Raw genomic sequence first — 15,681 nt, 5'->3', positions numbered from 1 at the left:
GTTTTTTCAGATCGTCATTCCCGCGAAGGCGGGAATCCAGAGACTTCAGAGTCATGCCTGGGTGAAGCCCTGGATTCCCGCCTTCGCGGGAATGACGAGCAAGAGCAAATGACGAGCCGAAGCAAAAGCAGGGCGCGCGACGAATCAACGTCGGCGCGCCCATGAAATCAAAACTCCGCATTCCCCGGCGCGCGCGGATACGCGATCGCGTCGCGGATATTGCTCAGCCCGCACACGTACACCACCAGCCGCTCGAAGCCCAGGCCGAAACCGGCGTGCGGGACCGTGCCGTAACGGCGGAAGTCGCGATACCAGCCGTAGTGGGTCGGGTCCAGGCCGAACTGGGCCATGCGCGCGTCGAGCACGTCCAGGCGCTCTTCGCGCTGGCTGCCGCCGATGATCTCGCCGATGCCCGGCGCGAGCACGTCCATCGCCGCGACGGTCTTGCCGTCGTCGTTCAGGCGCATGTAGAACGCCTTGAAATGCTCGGGGTAGTTGGTCACCACCACCGGGCGGCCGACGTGCTGCTCGGTCAGCCAGCGCTCGTGCTCGGTCTGCAGGTCCAGGCCCCATTCGACCGGGAACTCGAACTTCTGCCCGGACTTCTGCAGCAGCGCGATCGCGTCGGTGTAGTCGATGCGTTCGAACGGCGCGTTGACGAACGCTTCCAGGCGGGTGAGCGCGGTCGGTTCGACGCGCTCGGCGATGAAGGCCAGATCGTCGGCGCGCTCGGCGAGCACCGCGCGGAACAGGTACTTGAGGAAATCCTCGGCCAGCTGCGCGTTGGCGGCCAGGTCGTTGAACGCGACCTCCGGCTCGATCATCCAGAACTCGGCCAGGTGGCGCGTGGTGTTGCTGTTTTCGGCGCGGAAGGTCGGGCCGAAGGTGTAGACCTTGCTCATCGCCAGCGCATAGGCCTCGGCGTTGAGCTGGCCCGACACGGTCAGGAAGGTTTCCTTGCCGAAGAAGTCGCGCGAGAAATCCACCGCGCCGGCCTTGTCGCGCGGCAGGTTGGCCAGGTCCAGGGTCGACACGCGGAACATCTGTCCGGCGCCTTCGGCATCGGAGGTGGTGATGATCGGCGTGCTGATCCAGAAGTAACCGTTCTCGTGGAAGAACCGGTGCGTCGCCTGGGCCAGCGAGTTGCGGATGCGGGTGACCGCGCCGAACAGGTTGGTGCGCGGGCGCAGGTGGGCGACTTCGCGCAGGAATTCCAGCGAATGCGCCTTGGGCTGGATCGGGTAGGTTTCCGGGTCTTCGACCCAGCCGACCACCTCGAAGGTTTCGGCCTGGATTTCGAACGCCTGACCCTGGCCCTGCGAGGCCACCAGCTTGCCGGTGGCGACCACCGCGCAGCCGGCGGTGAGGTGCTTGATCTCGCTGTCGTAATTGGCCAGCGAATTGGGCGCGACCACCTGGATCGGCGCGAAGCAGGAGCCGTCGCTTACATTGACGAAGCTCAGTCCGGCCTTGGAATCGCGCCGGGTGCGTACCCAGCCGCGTACCGTGACCTCGCCGCCCGCCGGGATCTTGCCCGCGAGTGCCTGTTCGACGCTTACCACCGTCATGTCGTGCCGCCTTAGCGCGTTGCGTGTGAGGGACGGCGATCATAACGGATGATTCCGGCGAAGCGCGCCGGCGTGCGCGATCGTAGACTGCGCAGTCGATCACGGGCGGGGACGCGGCATGGGCAAGGGCGGGGCAGGTCGGGAACCAAGTAACCGATGGGGTGCGACCGCGCGAGGCAGCCTGATCGCTGCGTTCGTGCTGTGGACGGGCGCGGCCATCGCGCAGCAGCAAGAGGCCGTGCCCAAGGCGCTGCCGATCCCGGCACCGGCGCCGGACGTGGTGCTCGACGAAGCCCACGCGGCCCATTTCGCCGGGCTGGCGCTGAGCTGCATCGGGCGCGAATACCCGAACAAGATCGCCCACCGCCTGGAAAACGCGCGCGACGTGCAGGCGCCGAGCCAGCTGTATCCGGCGTTCTACGGCTGCTACGACTGGCATTCCTCGGTCCACGGCCACTGGCTGCTGGTGCGTCTGGTCCAGCGCTTTCCGCAGGCGGCGTTCGCGGCGCCCGCGCGCGAAGCGCTGGCGCACAACCTGACCGCGCAGAACATCGCCGGCGAGCTGGCCTACCTGCGCCGCGGCGACGACGACAGCTTCGAACGGCCCTACGGCCTGGCCTGGCTGCTGCAACTGGGCGCGCAGCTGCGCGGCTGGGACGACCCGCAGGCGCGGCAATGGGCCGCGGCGCTGGAACCGCTGGAACGCGAGGCCGCCGGCCGCCTGCTGCGCTGGCTGCCCAAGCTGACGCGCCCGATCCGGGTCGGCGAACACAGCCAGACCGCGTTCGCATTCGGGCTGGCGCTGGACTGGACCCGGGTCAGCGGCGATCAGGTCCTGCGCGATGCGCTGATCGCCCGTTCGCGCTACTACTACCTGGCCGACCGCAACTGCCCGCTGGCCTACGAGCCGTCCGGCCAGGACTTCCTGTCGCCGTGCCTGGCCGAGGCCGACCTGATGCGGCGGGTGCTGGCGCCGGAGGAGTTCTCGCGCTGGCTCAAGACCTTCCTGCCGCAGATCCCGCGCCGCGCCCGCGTCGATTGGCTGACCCCGGGGCTGGTCCTGGACCCGGCCGACGGCAAGCTGGCCCACCTCGACGGCCTCAATCTCAGCCGCGCCTGGATGCTGGAGGGGATCGCCCGCGGGTTGGCCCCGGGCGACCGGCGGATCCCGGCCCTGCGCGCGGCTGCGGTCGAACACCGCAAGCTCGGCCTGATCGCGGTCGGCGACACCCATTACGCCGGCGCGCACTGGCTGGGCAGCTTCGCGACTTATCTGCTGGCGCCGCCTGAGGTGCCACAGACGCCGGCAGCGGGCGCGGCGGCCGGTCGCGGGGACTGAACGGGGGTGCGACGCAATGGATCGGTCCTTCTGCGTCAGGACCGGGCCACAGGCGGAGCAGGGCAGGTATGGCGCCGGAGCGACGGCACACCCGCGCCCGATCTGACCGCGCCTTGAACCCGCGACCGATGCCGCCATATCGGGTACAGCCCATGGATGCCGGGCTGCTACCATGCCTGCATCGCCCGATTCACACGTTCACGCACGTTGCTGCACGAGGCCATCGCGGCCGATGCGATCGGATCGACCCTCGATCCGATCCGCCAGCCGCCCGGATCCGCCGGTCGTCGTGCATCACGCGCCAACCCCTCTACGAGTACCGCCATGTCCGTGACCCTCGCCCCCGCCGCACTTGCCCGCGTCCAGCACTTCCTGACGGAAACGCCGACCGCCCTGGGCCTGCGTTTCGGCGTGACCCGCACCGGCTGCTCGGGCTGGCAGCACACCGCCGACCTCGCCCGCGAACAGCGCGAGGGCGACACCGTGTTCGAACAGGAGGGTGTGCGCATCTACGTCGATCCGATCAGCCTGCCGCTGGTCGAAGGCACCCGCATCGATTTTCTCAAGCAGGGCCTGGGCGAGATGTTCGTGTTCCACAACCCCAACGCCACCGCCGAATGCGGCTGCGGCGAGAGCTTCACGACCCAGGCCGACGCGGCCTGATCGAGCCGCTGCGTCGCGTAATCGAGCCGCTGCGCGGCCTCGTCGGCTCCCTGTAGGAGCGACGCAAGTCGCGACCGCCATCCGACACGCCTGATCGAAACCCACGCCGGCCTGCGTAAATTCGCGGTCGCAGCTTGCGCAGCTCCTACAGTCGGCATCCGTAGCACCTCGCGAGCTGATCCAATCGCCGCGCAGCTCCGCCAGCCCCCTGTAGGAGCGACGCAAGTCGCGACCGCCATCCGACACGCCTGATCGAAACCCACGCCGGCCTGCGTAAATTCGCGGTCGCAGCTTACGCAGCTCCTACCGTCGCATACGGGGCGGACACGACCGGCGTGACGCGCACCCAGCCCAACTTTCGCCATGCGGCACCCCCACGGCGCCGGGCTAGACTCGAACGCTGACTCCGAGGGGAATTCGATCATGCTCCGTCCCGTCCTGCTCGCCATGGCGATCTGCGCCGTGGTGCTGGCCGCATCGCCCGCCGCCTTCGCCGCGCCCGCATCGACCACCATCGCCGGCCCGGTCGCACGCAAACCCAGCGCGCTGGCGCTGCATGCCTTGTTCGATGCGCAGTGGGAACGCGGCCTGCGCGAAAGCCCGGAAAATGCCAGCTACAACGGCGACAAACGCTTCAACGACCGTTGGTCCGATTACAGCCTGGCCGCGATCGAAGCAAGAAATCAGGCCGATCGCGACGCGCTGGCCAAGCTCAAGGCCATCGACCGCAGCGACCTGTCGGTCGCCGACCAGCTCAACTACGACGTGTTCGCCTGGGACCTGGAAAAAGGCATCGAGCGACAGAAATTCCGCGAGTACCTGTCGCCGGTAGGGCAGGCCGGCGGCGTGCAGAGCGCCGACGGCATGGTCGAGGTGCTGCAGTTCGACCAGGTCAAGGATTACCGCGACTGGCTCGCGCGCATGCGCGCCTTGCCCGCGGTGATCGAGCAGAACCAGGCGCTGATGCGCGAAGGCGTCAAGGCCGGCATCACCCCGCCGCGGGTGTTGATGCAGCGCGTGCCGGCACAGATCGCCAAGCAGGTCGTCGCCGATCCGACCCGCAGCCCGTTCTACAAACCGTTCAACCGCTTCCCCGACAGCATCAACGCGGCCGACCGCGCCGCCTTGCAGGCCGAGGCGAAAAAAGTCATCGCCGACACCCTGGTGCCCGCCTACCGCCGCTTCGGCGAGTTCTTCGACAAGGACTACCTGCCGCACACCGTCACCAGCATCGCGGTCAGCGATCTGCCCGACGGCAAGGCCTATTACGACTTCCTCGCCGCGTACTACACCACCACCGACCTGAGCGCCGATGCGATCCACCAGATCGGCCTGAAGGAAGTCGCGCGCATCCGCGCCGAGATGGAAAAGATCAAGACCGAAGTCGGGTTCAAGGGCAGCCTGGGCGAGTTCTTCACCTACCTGCGCACCGATCCCAAGTTCTTCCACAAGACCCCGGCCGAACTGCTGGAGGCCTACCAGGCCACCGCCAAGCGCATCGACCCGGAACTGGTGAAAGTGTCCAAGATCATCCCGCGCCAGCCCTACGGCGTGCGCGCGATCCCCGACAACGTCGCGCCCGACACCACCACCGCGTACTACCAGCCCGGCGCGGTAGACGGCAGCCGCGCGGGTTTCTACTACGTCAATCTGTACAAGCCCGAAGTGCGGCCGACCTGGGAAATGATCCCGCTGTCGCTGCACGAAGCGGTGCCCGGCCATCACTTCCAGTTCGCCCGCGGCCTGGAACTGCCGGACGCGCCGATGTTCCGCCGCACCGGTTATTTCGTCGCCTACGGCGAGGGCTGGGGCCTGTACGCCGAGCGCCTGGGCTACGACATGGGCCTGTACGACGATCCTTACGACCGCATGGGCCAGCTGGCCTACGACATGTGGCGCGCGGTGCGGCTGGTGGTCGACACCGGCATGCACGCCAAGGGCTGGAGCCGCGATAAAGCCATCGCGTATTTCACCGACAACGCGCCCAAGACCGAGCAGGACATCGTCAACGAGATCGACCGCTACATCGGCACCCCGGGCCAGGCGCTGGCCTACAAGATCGGCCAGCTCAAGATCTCCGAACTGCGCGAGCGTTCGAAGCAGGCACTGGGCGAGGGCTTCGACGTGCGCGACTTCAACGACGAAGTGCTCTCGACCGGCTCGGTGCCGTTGAGCGTGCTGGAAAAGCACATCGACGAATGGATCGCGAGCAAGAAGACCGCCCGCTGATCGAACCGCATCACACGAACGGCGGATCGCCTCCGCCGTTCGTGCGATGTCGCAACCGGTCTTGAGGCATTGGTTTCGGGCTGCCCGTCCGGTTCGATCGCGGCGCGGCCGTCAGTCGCATAGAATTGCGCGACTGGCCGGATGCCTCGCCCAAGCCGGCATCCCCGGCCCGCTGAGCAGCCACCTGCAGGGCTGGTCCGCGCCCGAATGGCGCCGCGATTTGCTCCCGGCCGCCAAACACCGCCATAATACGCGGCTCCCAAGAGGCGACTGGCCTTCAGGGACCTTGCTCCACCGCATCCGCTACGGACGTCGGGGGGCTGAACCGGGTTGCCGACGGGTTCGCCGTTGGCGATCCATCATCCACAAGGAATCACACCATGCGTCATTACGAAGTCGTGTTCCTGGTCCATCCGGACCAGAGCGAGCAGGTGCCGGCCATGATCGAGCGCTACAAGTCGCTGATCGAAACCGGTGAAGGCAAGATCCACCGTCTCGAAGACTGGGGCCGCCGTCAGCTGGCGTACCCGATCGAGAACCTGGTCAAGGCTCACTACGTCCTGCTGAACATCGAAGTCACCCAGACCGTGCTCAACGAGCTGGTCGACGGTTTCCGTTTCAACGATGCGATCCTGCGTCACCTGGTCATGAAGCGCGATGACGCCGACACCGAGCAGTCGCTGATCATGAAGTTCAAGGACGAGAAGGGCGACAAGCCCGAGCGCGGTGAGCGCCGTCGTCGTGACGACGACAGCGACAACGCAGTCGGCACCGCCGACAGCGCCGAAGACAACGCCGAAGCCGCCTGAGGATTGCCCCCATGTCCAAATTTTTCCGTCGCCGCAAGTTCTGCAAGTTCACCGCCGAAGGCGTCAAAGAGATCGACTACAAGGATCTCAACACCCTGCGCCAGTACCTGACCGAGACCGGCAAGATCGTGCCGAGCCGCGTCACCGGCACCAAGTCGAAGTACCAGCGCCAGCTGGCCACGGCGGTCAAGCGCGCGCGTTTCCTCGCGCTGATCCCGTACACCGACAACCACAACGCCTGAAAAAAGCAGTCGGTCCGTTCAGCGGACTGACTCCTTGTCCCCCTCTCCCGCCCGCGGGAGAGGGCAGGGGTGAGGGCCAAGATCGCGGTGCTCTGCGCCGCAATCCGCCGAACATCCCCAGTGCAACCCATCGATTCCAGCTCTTCGGACAGCGAATCCCGCTGCGGACCTACAGGCCCGCTAACGAATACGGAGCAAGACCATGCAACTGATCCTCCTGCAGAACGTCACCAACCTCGGCAAGCTCGGCGACAAGGTCAACGTCAAGCCGGGTTACGGCCGTAACTTCCTCGTGCCGCAGGGCAAGGCCGTGCCGGCCACCGCCTCGAACCTGGCCGATTTCGAAACCCGTCGCGCCGAGTACGAAGCCAAGGCCAAGTCGCAGCTCGATGGTGCCGAAGGCCGCAAGGCGCAGCTGGAAGGCGCGGCCGTCACGGTCCACGCCAACGCCGCGACCGAAGGCAAGCTGTACGGTTCGGTGACCCCGCGCGACATCGCCGAGGCGCTGAGCAAGGCCGGTTTCCCGGTCAACAAGTCGGAAGTGATCATGGGCGAAGGCCCGATCCGCCGCACCGGCGAATACGACGTGCTGATCCACCTGCACGCCGACGTCGAAGTCACCGTCAAGGTCACGGTCGCCGGCGAAGCCGCCTGATCGCAGCCTGACGGCGGTAATGACGAGAGGCGCCGCAAGGCGCCTTTCGTTTTTGTGGACGCGCAGTAACGGCGCAGTGGCCGCCGGGTGGAGCGCAAGCAAGGCGTGCTTTCGCCGCTGTTCGCCGAGAGTGAGCGCAGATCGCCCGATCTCAGCGCCTGCGACGGCGATGTGCGATAGAAGCACAGCTTATCCCGCCCTTATCCACAAGCTTATCTGCAACCAGAACGGCGCTTTCCCATCTACTATCGAAATCCGGTTCCGATTCGCCATCGCGCGGCGCTCGCCCTGAGCCCGCCCGGCGGAGCGGCCGGCACGCCAATGACCAGTTCCGGGCCCTCGCGGGCTCGATCGGCCGCGTTGCGGCCGAAACGACGAGGATCGTCTCCCCGATGAGCGCACGTGCCGGCGGATTCCGTGGCGAAAAACGTTTCGAGACCCGCGCCGAGCAGCGCATCGACCAGTTGCGCGTGCCGCCGCAGTCGATCGAGGCCGAGCAGGCCGTGCTCGGCGGGCTCATGCTCGCGCCCGATGCCTACGACCGGGTCGCCGACCAGATCGTCGAGGAAGATTTCTATCGCCGCGATCACCAGCTGATCTACCGCGCGATCCGCGAACTGGCCGAGAAGAGCCGGCCGTTCGATGCGGTGACCCTGGGCGAATGGTTCGAATCGCAGGGCCTGGTCGAAGAAGTCGCCGGCGGCGCTTACCTGATCGAACTGGCCAGCACCACGCCGTCGGCCGCCAACATCACCGCCTACGCCGAGATCGTTCGCGACAAGGCGGTGATGCGCAAGCTGATCGAAGTCGGCACCGAGATCGTCAACGACGGTTTTCAACCCGATGGCCGCGACAGCGGCGAGATCCTGGCCAAGGCCGAGCAGCAGGTGTTCGCGATCGCCGAAGCCGGCTCGCGCGGGCGCACCGACTTCACCCCGGTCACCAAGGCGCTGTCGGAAGCCTTCGACGTGCTGCAGACGCGCTACGCCAACGGCGGCTCGGTCACCGGCATTCCGACCGGCTACACCGAATTCGACGAGATGACCGCCGGCCTGCAGAACACCGACCTGCTGATCCTGGCCGCGCGTCCGGCGATGGGCAAGACCGCGTTCGCGCTGAACATCGCCGAGCACGCCGCGTTCCGGACCAAGAAAGCGGTCGCGGTGTTCTCGATGGAAATGTCGGCCAGCCAGCTCGCGCTGCGCCTGATTTCCTCGGTCGGCCGGGTCAACGCGCAGCGCTTGCGCTCGGGCCAGCTCGAGGACGAGGACTGGAGCCGCGTCACCGGCGCGATCCGGCAATTGCGCGAGGCCAAGATCTTCATCGACGACACCCCGGGCCTGTCGCCGGAAGTGCTGCGCGCCAAGTCGCGCCGGCTCAAGCGCGAGCACGACCTGGGCCTGATCGTGATCGACTACCTGCAGCTGATGTCGGTGCCGGGCAACAACGAAAACCGCGCGACCGAAATCTCTGAGATCTCGCGCTCGCTCAAGCATCTGGCCAAGGAACTCAACCTGCCGGTGATCGCGCTGTCGCAGCTCAACCGCTCGCTGGAACAGCGCGCCGACAAGCGCCCGGTGATGGCCGACCTGCGCGAATCGGGCGCTATCGAGCAGGACGCGGACGTGATCGTGTTCATTTACCGCGACGATTACTACAACAAGGAAACCTCGCCCGACAAAGGTCTGGCCGAGGTCATCATCGGCAAGCAGCGTTCCGGCCCGACCGGTTCGCTCAAGCTCAAGTTCTTCGGCGAATACACCCGCTTCGACAATCTGGCCCACGATTCGATCGGCAGTTTCGAATAGCGCCGGGCTGGCCCGAACCGCGCGCACAATCTCGCGCCGCGGTTTGCGGCCGGGCAGGGCCTGGCTTCAATAGCGCGCAATCGTCGTGTCGACGAGATCGGCCCAGGCCTGGATGCCGCCTTCGATGTAGTACACATCCCGATGGCCCAATCGGTGCAGGTGTTCGGCGGCATGGACGCTGCGATCGCCGCGGTGGCACAACACCGCCAGGGGCACGGCTGGCGCCAGATTGCGGATCTCGTGCCTGCTTTCGTCCAGCGACAGGAAGGGCAGGCTGAGTTGGGCCAGGGCGCGTTCTTGCGGATGGCGAATGTCGACGATGAGCAAGCGGCCCTCGCGCGCAGCGGCGTCGGCATCGGCCGGAGCTATCGGCCGTACCGGTTCGATGACCGGCGCCCCGGGAAAGCGCATCGTCCAACTGGGGCCGCGATCGACATCCTCCCAGTCGATCGACAGGCCGTCGCTGCGGCGCGCACTGCTCAGACCGAATTGCAGCGGCACGCCGTCCACCTGGGTCTGGATCATGCCCTTCCTGCGCGGAACAAGGCGCACGCAACTGGCCCACTTCGCATCGACCTCGATCTCGGCCACGGTGCCGGGCGCGCTGTTGCCGATGGCCGCGCGCAGGAAATCCGCGGCCGCCGCGCTCAGCGTCACCTCGGGCGGTCGACGGTCGGGCGCGGGCAGGCCCAGGGCGATGTGAAGTTTGCCGGCGTTGGCCATCTGTTCGATCAGGTCGCCGCTGGCGAGGTATTCGCCGTCGAGATACAACTGCGGGATCGCCAGCCATTCGCGTCGGCGTTCGCTGCCCCGACCACGCTGCAGTTCACCGGTCGCATCGATATGCGCATAGGCCAGGCCCATGTCGTCGAGCAGATCGAGCAGCCCTCTCGATAAACCGCAACGCAGCGTCGCGGGCGTCCCGTTCATGAGCAGCGCCAGGCGATGAGTGGGCCGCAGTGCATCGATGCGCTGGCGCGATGAGGAAGACAGCTTTGGATGAGGCACGGGCGCGTCCTTCGTTCGGCTCGCGCCGACTTTATCGCAAAGCGCGGTCGCGGCTGAGTCCCCGGCCTCGCCGTGGCCGTGGCCGGGGTTGGCGCTGAGCGCCGAAACATGGATCATTCGGCGCGAGCCCAGGGCCGGGCCGCCGCGGGTGCTGACCGCATGACGATCGTCGAGAACGCCGCTTACGAATGGCACGTGTACAACGCCAAGGCGGTTTACCGTCTTGAGAACGCGCGTGGCCGGACCGAATCTCTGATCAAGGGCCGCATCTTCGGCCTGCGCCGGGCCGGATCGAAGAAGGGCGTTTATCGCCTGATCGTGCGCGAGTTGGGCCCGCGCATGGTGTTTTCGCTGTCCGAGCACGACGTGCTCGGTTTGCTCAAGAAAAGCAGTCCGCTGACGGATGTTTCGGCGCACTCGCATCCGAGGGCGAAAACCCTGCTGTCGCGTCTGCAAAAGACCGATCCCAAGGATTTCTGGGCGGTGGTCGCGGCACTGAACTGGCCGAAATTCGCGTACGACGACGGCTACGCCGATACGGCCAGATCGGTGCTGCGCGAATGCTATCGATCGCAAGACCTGAGCCGACTGCTGCGCACCGCCGTTCGCAAGCGGCGCGAGCTGCAACGCGCCGTGGAGAAAGCGGAAAAAGCCGCGCGGCGCCAGTTGTTCCTCGGCGGCGACGACAGTTTCTACGATGCCTTGGCGTATGCGGTGTCCAGCGGGCAAACGCGCTTCGAAGCCTTCGTGCGCAAGCCCGAATCATTCGTGAAGAAATTCAACGCGCTGGCGATGGAACAGCAGAACTTCGAGTATTGCTTCGAGGCGTGACTTTCGCCGGGTAATGCCGATGCACGCGGCGATGACGCGGCGCCGGCGCCGGCGCGCATTCACTCAGGTCTCGTCGTCGCTCGTCGGCGATTGCATTCGTCACGAGCGCGAAATCACGACGACGAACTCGAATTCAACTCGGCCGAACACGCGACGAGCGCATGCGTCATTGTGTGATTGTGCGCGTTGCATCGCGTTTTTCTCGCCCGATCGCGCGCGTCGCTCGCGGGCATGCGTCGCACATCGGCGATGCGACGCACGACCTTGTTGCTTTGCGATCGGCGTCGCCTATGCGCGTGACGCGTTCTTGTTATAAGCGATGCAAGTAGATCAAGGCCGCGCGGCGATCCATCGGCATCCATCGCCGCACGGGCCATTCCGACTCGAACGCTGGATGCGCAAGGACGGGGTCTTGTGATGAAAGATCTGATCGAGCAAGTCGACGCCAATCTGCAAGCTCACGAAGAATTCGGCAATTCAGGGCGGATCATCGCGCTCAACATCGAACGCTACAAATTCGCCCTGGCCGTGCTCGCGCAGAACGACGCGGAACTGCAAGCCTTGTTGCCGGCGGTGGAGCGCCTGGACGAACCGCTCGCCAACAAGATCCTCGGCGATCTGCTGGTCCGAGCCGAACTCGAAGCGGCCATCGAACGCCTGGAAACGCCCGCTTCGCCGATCCAAGACACGCGGCGACTGACCTGGTGCCTGCAACGCAGCCTGGCCATCGCCGGCGAAACCAAAAGCCTGTCCGCCGCTGCGATGGAGCGCGATTTTCAGGTAGGACCTGACATCGAAGGCCGGCGCATTTGGGTCTGGGATCTTCCCGATGGATCCGAACCGGTAGCCGATGCGCTGCGCGAGGCGCTGCGCCTGGGCTTCATGCCCGGCGGGCATTGCGAAGCGCAGATCATCCGGCCGACCCCGCAGATGGTGCAGCAACTCGATCGCGCCTGCGCGTTGTTGCAGGCACTGGCGCCGCAGGTCGCGCACAGCGTGTTCTCGCATCTGCACTCGGTCGCGATCGCGCACATGCGCAACGAACGCGGGCCGATGCTCACCGCGTCCGGCGGCGATTCCACGCCGTGCATGATCTTCATCGCGCCGGAGGAACTGGCCAATCCCTGGGACACGGCCGTTCACATCATGCACGAAGCCGTGCATCTGAAATTGTCGGACATGGTGCGCACCAGCGCGGCGGTCGTCGAGGAAGCGATGGTGACCTTGCCGTGGGGCCGGGAAATCTCGGTCTCCAATTGCCTGTTCGCGTTTCATGCCTACGTGCATCTGCAGCTGTTCCGCACCGCGGTCGAACAACTGGGGCCGCAGTACCATGCGGCCTACGGCGCGCCGGAATCGTATCTGGCCAACACCCGGCCGCATGCGATGTCGGTGGTCAATACCGCCGCGACCACGCCGTTCTCGCGCGGCCATCAACGCATGATCTACCTGGGCGAGCAGTTCCGGACGACCTGGGCCTCGTACCTGACCCCGGCCGCGCGCCGGATGGTCGATTGGCTGTGCGAAGCGATCGGCCCGATGGTCGACATGCGGATCGAACGAGCCGACGACGCGCGGGCGACGCCAGTCGAGGCGCAGACCGCGACCGCGCCGGCACCGACGACGCGCTACGCCAAGAATCCGAAGCTGCACCTGCGCCCGCTCAAAGAGCACGGCATCCTGTTCGCGTCCGCGATCGAGCAGCCGCAGATCCGCAAGCTCAACACCGCCGCGTGGCTGATGTTCGAGTTGTGCGATGGCCGCAACGAGCGCGATCTCGCCCAGGCCTATGCGCAGATCACCGGCGTCGCCGAGGACCGCGCGTGGCAGAAGGTCGAGCCGATGCTCGGGCATCTGCTCGCCAGCGGCATGATCGTGCCGATCGACGAGGCCGCCATCGACGGCGCGGCGGTCGCCCGCGAAGGCAGGGCGGCATGAACACGACCGCCAAGGTCGTCGCCGCCGCCGACCGCATCCTGTCGCAGCATCCGAACTTCGGCGATTCCAATCGCATCCTGGCCAAGGTGTATGCGCGTTACCGGTTCGGCGCGGAGTTGTTCGCCGAACGCCTGCCCGGCGTCGCCGCGGCGCTCGAGCGCCTGGACACGATGCCGGACGCCGACGTGCGGCGCATCTTCTTCGATCCGCTGGTTCGCCTGGCCACCGAAGACGCGTTCACCGAACTGGAAACCGGACAGCTCAGATCGCCGCACCGGCTCGAAGAGTTGCTGCCCAAGGCGATCGCCGCGCTGCCGTCGGGCCTGTGCCAGTCGCATATGCTGGCGCGTTGGGACCTGGACTCGGACGAGCGCCACTGGATGTGGGCGATCGCCGGCAGTTCCGATCCGTATGCGGCGCAGTTGCAGACCGCGTTCGACGGCATTTTCTCCGCCAGCCCGGCCAACCGCGGCACCTTGCTGAATCCGGACGCGGCCGCGCAGACCAAGGTGCAGGACGCGATCGCGCTGTTGTCGATGCTGTTGCCGAACTCCGGCACCGCGGCGCTGCGCCACGTGGGCGCGATCGCGCTGCTGGATGCGCAGCTTGAGGGCGGCATCGTGCTGTCGGCGGCGGGCGGCGACCTGACTCCGTCGACCGTGTTCATTTCGCTCGAACAACTCGGCAACCCGTGGGACATCGCCGGATGCCTGCTGCACGAAGGGCTGCACATGAAGCTGTTCGACGCGGCGCGTTCGGTCTCGCTGGCGAAAGCGCCGGACGAAACCATCCAGGTGCCGTGGCGCAACGTGCGCTGGTCGATCGTGCGGGCGATCTTCGCCTATCACGTGTACGTGCATCTTTCCCTGTTCAAGGCCGCGGCGTTGTGCGCGGACCAGCGCAGTTTCGAACTGTTCGGCGACCCGTCGGCGTACGTGATCCGGCCGCATGCGATGTCGGTGGTCAACAACGACACCGCCGCGCAGTACGGCCGTTCCATCGATCGCGCGCGGTACCTGGGCCACATGCTGCAGACCCAATGGTCGCCGCTGCTGTCGGCGGGCGGCGTGGATTTCGTGGGTTGGCTCAAGCGCTCGCTCGATCCGGTCGACGAGGCGGTGTTCAGCGAAGCGCCGGAGGCCTTATGCGCGACGAATTGACGGTACGCAAGGCGAGCGGCCTGCGGTCGCGGCCGGTGCCGCAGGCCGATTGCCTGATGGTGTTCTCGCCGCAGTCGGGAAAGATCCACTGGCTCGGCCTGAACACCTGGCTGGTGCTCGAGCTGTGCGACGGCCGCACGGTCGAGCAGGTGGAACGCGGTTACGCCGAACTCGCCGGCGACAAGTTGAACGACGACGGCGCGCATCGCCAGGTGCAGCGCGGACTCGAATCGCTGTTGAGCAGCCGGCTGATCGAAGCCGCGCCTGCCTGACGGAGAGGTTGGAATGGAGCAGGGCAGTGAGCCGACACGGATGTCGCGACCGTAGTCAAGCAAGCAGTACTTCCACCACAGAGGAGATAGTTCATGAACAATGAATCAACTTGCCTGGAGACGCTCAAGAGCCTCCTGAGCAACAAGCAGACTCTGGAAGAATCGGAAGTGACCACCGGCTCGGCCGATGAACGTCGCTGGTGGCCTCCGTACAGCGTCGCGCCGACCCAGGCGGCGAGTTCCTAGGCAATGGGGATCTGCCGCGCTCGCAAGCGGGTGCGGCAGGTTTCCTGGATTTGAAAGGATTCGCAATTTGAGCGATCTGCCGATAGCGGGCGAGATATGGCGCTCCTTGCACGACGGCGACAAGGCGGTCGTCGTATTGCGATGCTCGGACGATACGATCGACTACGCCTGGCTCGATGGCGAGTCCGACACCGACGGCACCGCGCTGGCCGCGCATTGGCATTCGCAGTTCGCGATCGTGCTGGAGCAGTCGGATCATGCCCATGCCACGCCGGTGCGACGCCGGCATCTGATCGACGATTGCGCGGCGTGGTTTCGCGGCAAGTCGGTGCTGGAACTCGGCGCGCATACCGGCGGCCTGACCGAATCGATCCTCGACCACGCCGCCTCGGTCACGGCCATCGAAAACAATCCGCGCTGCGTCGCCCACCTGCGCGAACGGTTCGGCGATCGCCTGGCGATCATCGAAGGCGATATGCATCACGAGCTGTGGCGGATCGAACCGCACAGCTTCGATGTCGTGGTCTGCGCGGGCGTGCTGTATCACTCCGCACATCCGTTCGTGTTGCTGGAAGCGATGGCGTATCTCGCGCCGCAACGGATCCTGATCGACACCTTGAACCATGGGGTCGACGAGCTGCGGGTGGTGGTGCCGCACATGATCAACAGCTGCAATTACCGCTACAACCAACGTCCCGACTGCGGCTTCTCGCTGGTGCTCGGCGATCGGCTGATCGAACAGGCGATGGCAACGCTGGGCTATTCGCACAGGGTGCCGGTGCGCAAGCGATCAGCCACGATCGCGCCCGAACTCGACAGCGCCTATTTCCGCGAATGGAAAAACAGCTTCGCCGCCTGGTTCCATCGGCCGGGCTTCGCGCCCGCAGCGTCCGAGGCAGGATGACGACGCGCC

The 15,681-nt window shown here is 66.1% G+C and carries 15 protein-coding genes; 13 read left to right on the top strand and 2 right to left on the bottom strand.

Features of this window, described 5'->3' with window-relative positions:
- Positions 1-167: 167 nt before the first annotated feature.
- On the bottom strand, positions 168-1,568 hold the full coding sequence (asnS, locus tag KME82_RS13295) for an asparagine--tRNA ligase (protein WP_036104022.1): 1,401 nt from the start codon (positions 1,566-1,568) through the stop codon (positions 168-170).
- 196 nt (positions 1,569-1,764) lie between these two features.
- Here asnS and KME82_RS13290 point away from each other — a divergent pair, with 196 nt between their 5' ends.
- The 7 genes from KME82_RS13290 (at position 1,765) to KME82_RS13260 (ending at position 9,313) form a co-directional block, all read left to right on the top strand.
- Positions 1,765-2,907, top strand: a complete 1,143-nt coding sequence (locus KME82_RS13290; protein ID WP_215494473.1) for a DUF2891 domain-containing protein — start codon at positions 1,765-1,767, stop codon at positions 2,905-2,907.
- 324 nt (positions 2,908-3,231) lie between these two features.
- Positions 3,232-3,570 (top strand): HesB/IscA family protein, encoded by a 339-nt coding sequence (locus KME82_RS13285; RefSeq protein WP_215494472.1) that lies wholly within the window; start codon positions 3,232-3,234, stop codon positions 3,568-3,570.
- 423 nt (positions 3,571-3,993) lie between these two features.
- The gene (locus tag KME82_RS13280; protein WP_215494471.1) at positions 3,994-5,799 is read left to right on the top strand and encodes a DUF885 domain-containing protein; all 1,806 of its coding nucleotides are present in this window, start codon (positions 3,994-3,996) and stop codon (positions 5,797-5,799) included.
- Positions 5,800-6,179: 380 nt separating this feature from the next.
- On the top strand, positions 6,180-6,608 hold the full coding sequence (gene rpsF / locus KME82_RS13275) for a 30S ribosomal protein S6 (RefSeq protein ID WP_215494470.1): 429 nt from the start codon (positions 6,180-6,182) through the stop codon (positions 6,606-6,608).
- A gap of 11 nt (positions 6,609-6,619) precedes the next feature.
- Complete coding sequence (gene rpsR, locus KME82_RS13270; RefSeq protein ID WP_031372470.1) at positions 6,620-6,850, top strand: 30S ribosomal protein S18; 231 nt, start codon at positions 6,620-6,622, stop codon at positions 6,848-6,850.
- A gap of 202 nt (positions 6,851-7,052) precedes the next feature.
- Complete coding sequence (gene rplI, locus KME82_RS13265; RefSeq protein ID WP_215494469.1) at positions 7,053-7,505, top strand: 50S ribosomal protein L9; 453 nt, start codon at positions 7,053-7,055, stop codon at positions 7,503-7,505.
- A gap of 392 nt (positions 7,506-7,897) precedes the next feature.
- Complete coding sequence (locus KME82_RS13260) at positions 7,898-9,313, top strand: replicative DNA helicase (protein ID WP_036104007.1); 1,416 nt, start codon at positions 7,898-7,900, stop codon at positions 9,311-9,313.
- Between the two features lie 66 nt (positions 9,314-9,379).
- Here KME82_RS13260 and KME82_RS13255 read toward each other — a convergent pair whose 3' ends face one another.
- Positions 9,380-10,243, bottom strand: a complete 864-nt coding sequence (locus tag KME82_RS13255; RefSeq protein WP_215494468.1) for a rhodanese-like domain-containing protein — start codon at positions 10,241-10,243, stop codon at positions 9,380-9,382.
- A gap of 150 nt (positions 10,244-10,393) precedes the next feature.
- Between KME82_RS13255 and KME82_RS13250 the strand changes: the two genes are divergently transcribed.
- The 6 genes from KME82_RS13250 to KME82_RS13225 all read left to right on the top strand — a co-directional run bounded on the left by KME82_RS13250 (position 10,394) and on the right by KME82_RS13225 (position 15,672).
- Positions 10,394-11,152: a hypothetical protein gene (locus KME82_RS13250; RefSeq protein ID WP_215494467.1), complete on the top strand. Its 759-nt coding sequence runs from the start codon at positions 10,394-10,396 to the stop codon at positions 11,150-11,152.
- A gap of 417 nt (positions 11,153-11,569) precedes the next feature.
- A complete protein-coding gene (locus tag KME82_RS13245) occupies positions 11,570-13,090 on the top strand; it encodes a PqqD family protein (RefSeq protein WP_215494466.1) in 1,521 nt (506 codons plus the stop codon).
- The gene (locus tag KME82_RS13240; RefSeq protein ID WP_215494465.1) at positions 13,087-14,250 is read left to right on the top strand and encodes an aKG-HExxH-type peptide beta-hydroxylase; all 1,164 of its coding nucleotides are present in this window, start codon (positions 13,087-13,089) and stop codon (positions 14,248-14,250) included. The genes KME82_RS13245 and KME82_RS13240 overlap by 4 nt, the downstream gene beginning before the upstream one ends.
- Complete coding sequence (locus KME82_RS13235) at positions 14,235-14,522, top strand: hypothetical protein (RefSeq protein ID WP_215494464.1); 288 nt, start codon at positions 14,235-14,237, stop codon at positions 14,520-14,522. Before KME82_RS13240 ends, KME82_RS13235 begins: the two co-directional genes overlap by 16 nt.
- 93 nt (positions 14,523-14,615) lie before the next feature.
- The gene (locus KME82_RS13230) at positions 14,616-14,768 is read left to right on the top strand and encodes a hypothetical protein (RefSeq protein ID WP_215494463.1); all 153 of its coding nucleotides are present in this window, start codon (positions 14,616-14,618) and stop codon (positions 14,766-14,768) included.
- Positions 14,769-14,835: 67 nt separating this feature from the next.
- The gene (locus KME82_RS13225) at positions 14,836-15,672 is read left to right on the top strand and encodes a class I SAM-dependent methyltransferase (protein ID WP_215494462.1); all 837 of its coding nucleotides are present in this window, start codon (positions 14,836-14,838) and stop codon (positions 15,670-15,672) included.
- Positions 15,673-15,681: the final 9 nt, after the last annotated feature.

This window comes from Lysobacter capsici, from assembly GCF_018732085.1.
GTDB classification, from domain to species: domain Bacteria; phylum Pseudomonadota; class Gammaproteobacteria; order Xanthomonadales; family Xanthomonadaceae; genus Lysobacter; species Lysobacter capsici_A.
This window is presented reverse-complemented; position numbering and strand designations above follow the sequence as displayed.

Coding starts and splice junctions, on each gene's coding strand:
- asnS (WP_036104022.1), bottom strand. CDS start 1,568: ATGACGGTGGTAAGCGTCGAACAGGCACTCGCGGGCAAGATCCCGGCG.
- KME82_RS13285 (WP_215494472.1), top strand. CDS start 3,232: ATGTCCGTGACCCTCGCCCCCGCCGCACTTGCCCGCGTCCAGCACTTC.
- KME82_RS13280 (WP_215494471.1), top strand. CDS start 3,994: ATGCTCCGTCCCGTCCTGCTCGCCATGGCGATCTGCGCCGTGGTGCTG.
- rpsF (WP_215494470.1), top strand. CDS start 6,180: ATGCGTCATTACGAAGTCGTGTTCCTGGTCCATCCGGACCAGAGCGAG.
- rpsR (WP_031372470.1), top strand. CDS start 6,620: ATGTCCAAATTTTTCCGTCGCCGCAAGTTCTGCAAGTTCACCGCCGAA.
- rplI (WP_215494469.1), top strand. CDS start 7,053: ATGCAACTGATCCTCCTGCAGAACGTCACCAACCTCGGCAAGCTCGGC.
- KME82_RS13260 (WP_036104007.1), top strand. CDS start 7,898: ATGAGCGCACGTGCCGGCGGATTCCGTGGCGAAAAACGTTTCGAGACC.
- KME82_RS13255 (WP_215494468.1), bottom strand. CDS start 10,243: ATGAACGGGACGCCCGCGACGCTGCGTTGCGGTTTATCGAGAGGGCTG.
- KME82_RS13245 (WP_215494466.1), top strand. CDS start 11,570: ATGAAAGATCTGATCGAGCAAGTCGACGCCAATCTGCAAGCTCACGAA.
- KME82_RS13240 (WP_215494465.1), top strand. CDS start 13,087: ATGAACACGACCGCCAAGGTCGTCGCCGCCGCCGACCGCATCCTGTCG.
- KME82_RS13235 (WP_215494464.1), top strand. CDS start 14,235: ATGCGCGACGAATTGACGGTACGCAAGGCGAGCGGCCTGCGGTCGCGG.
- KME82_RS13230 (WP_215494463.1), top strand. CDS start 14,616: ATGAACAATGAATCAACTTGCCTGGAGACGCTCAAGAGCCTCCTGAGC.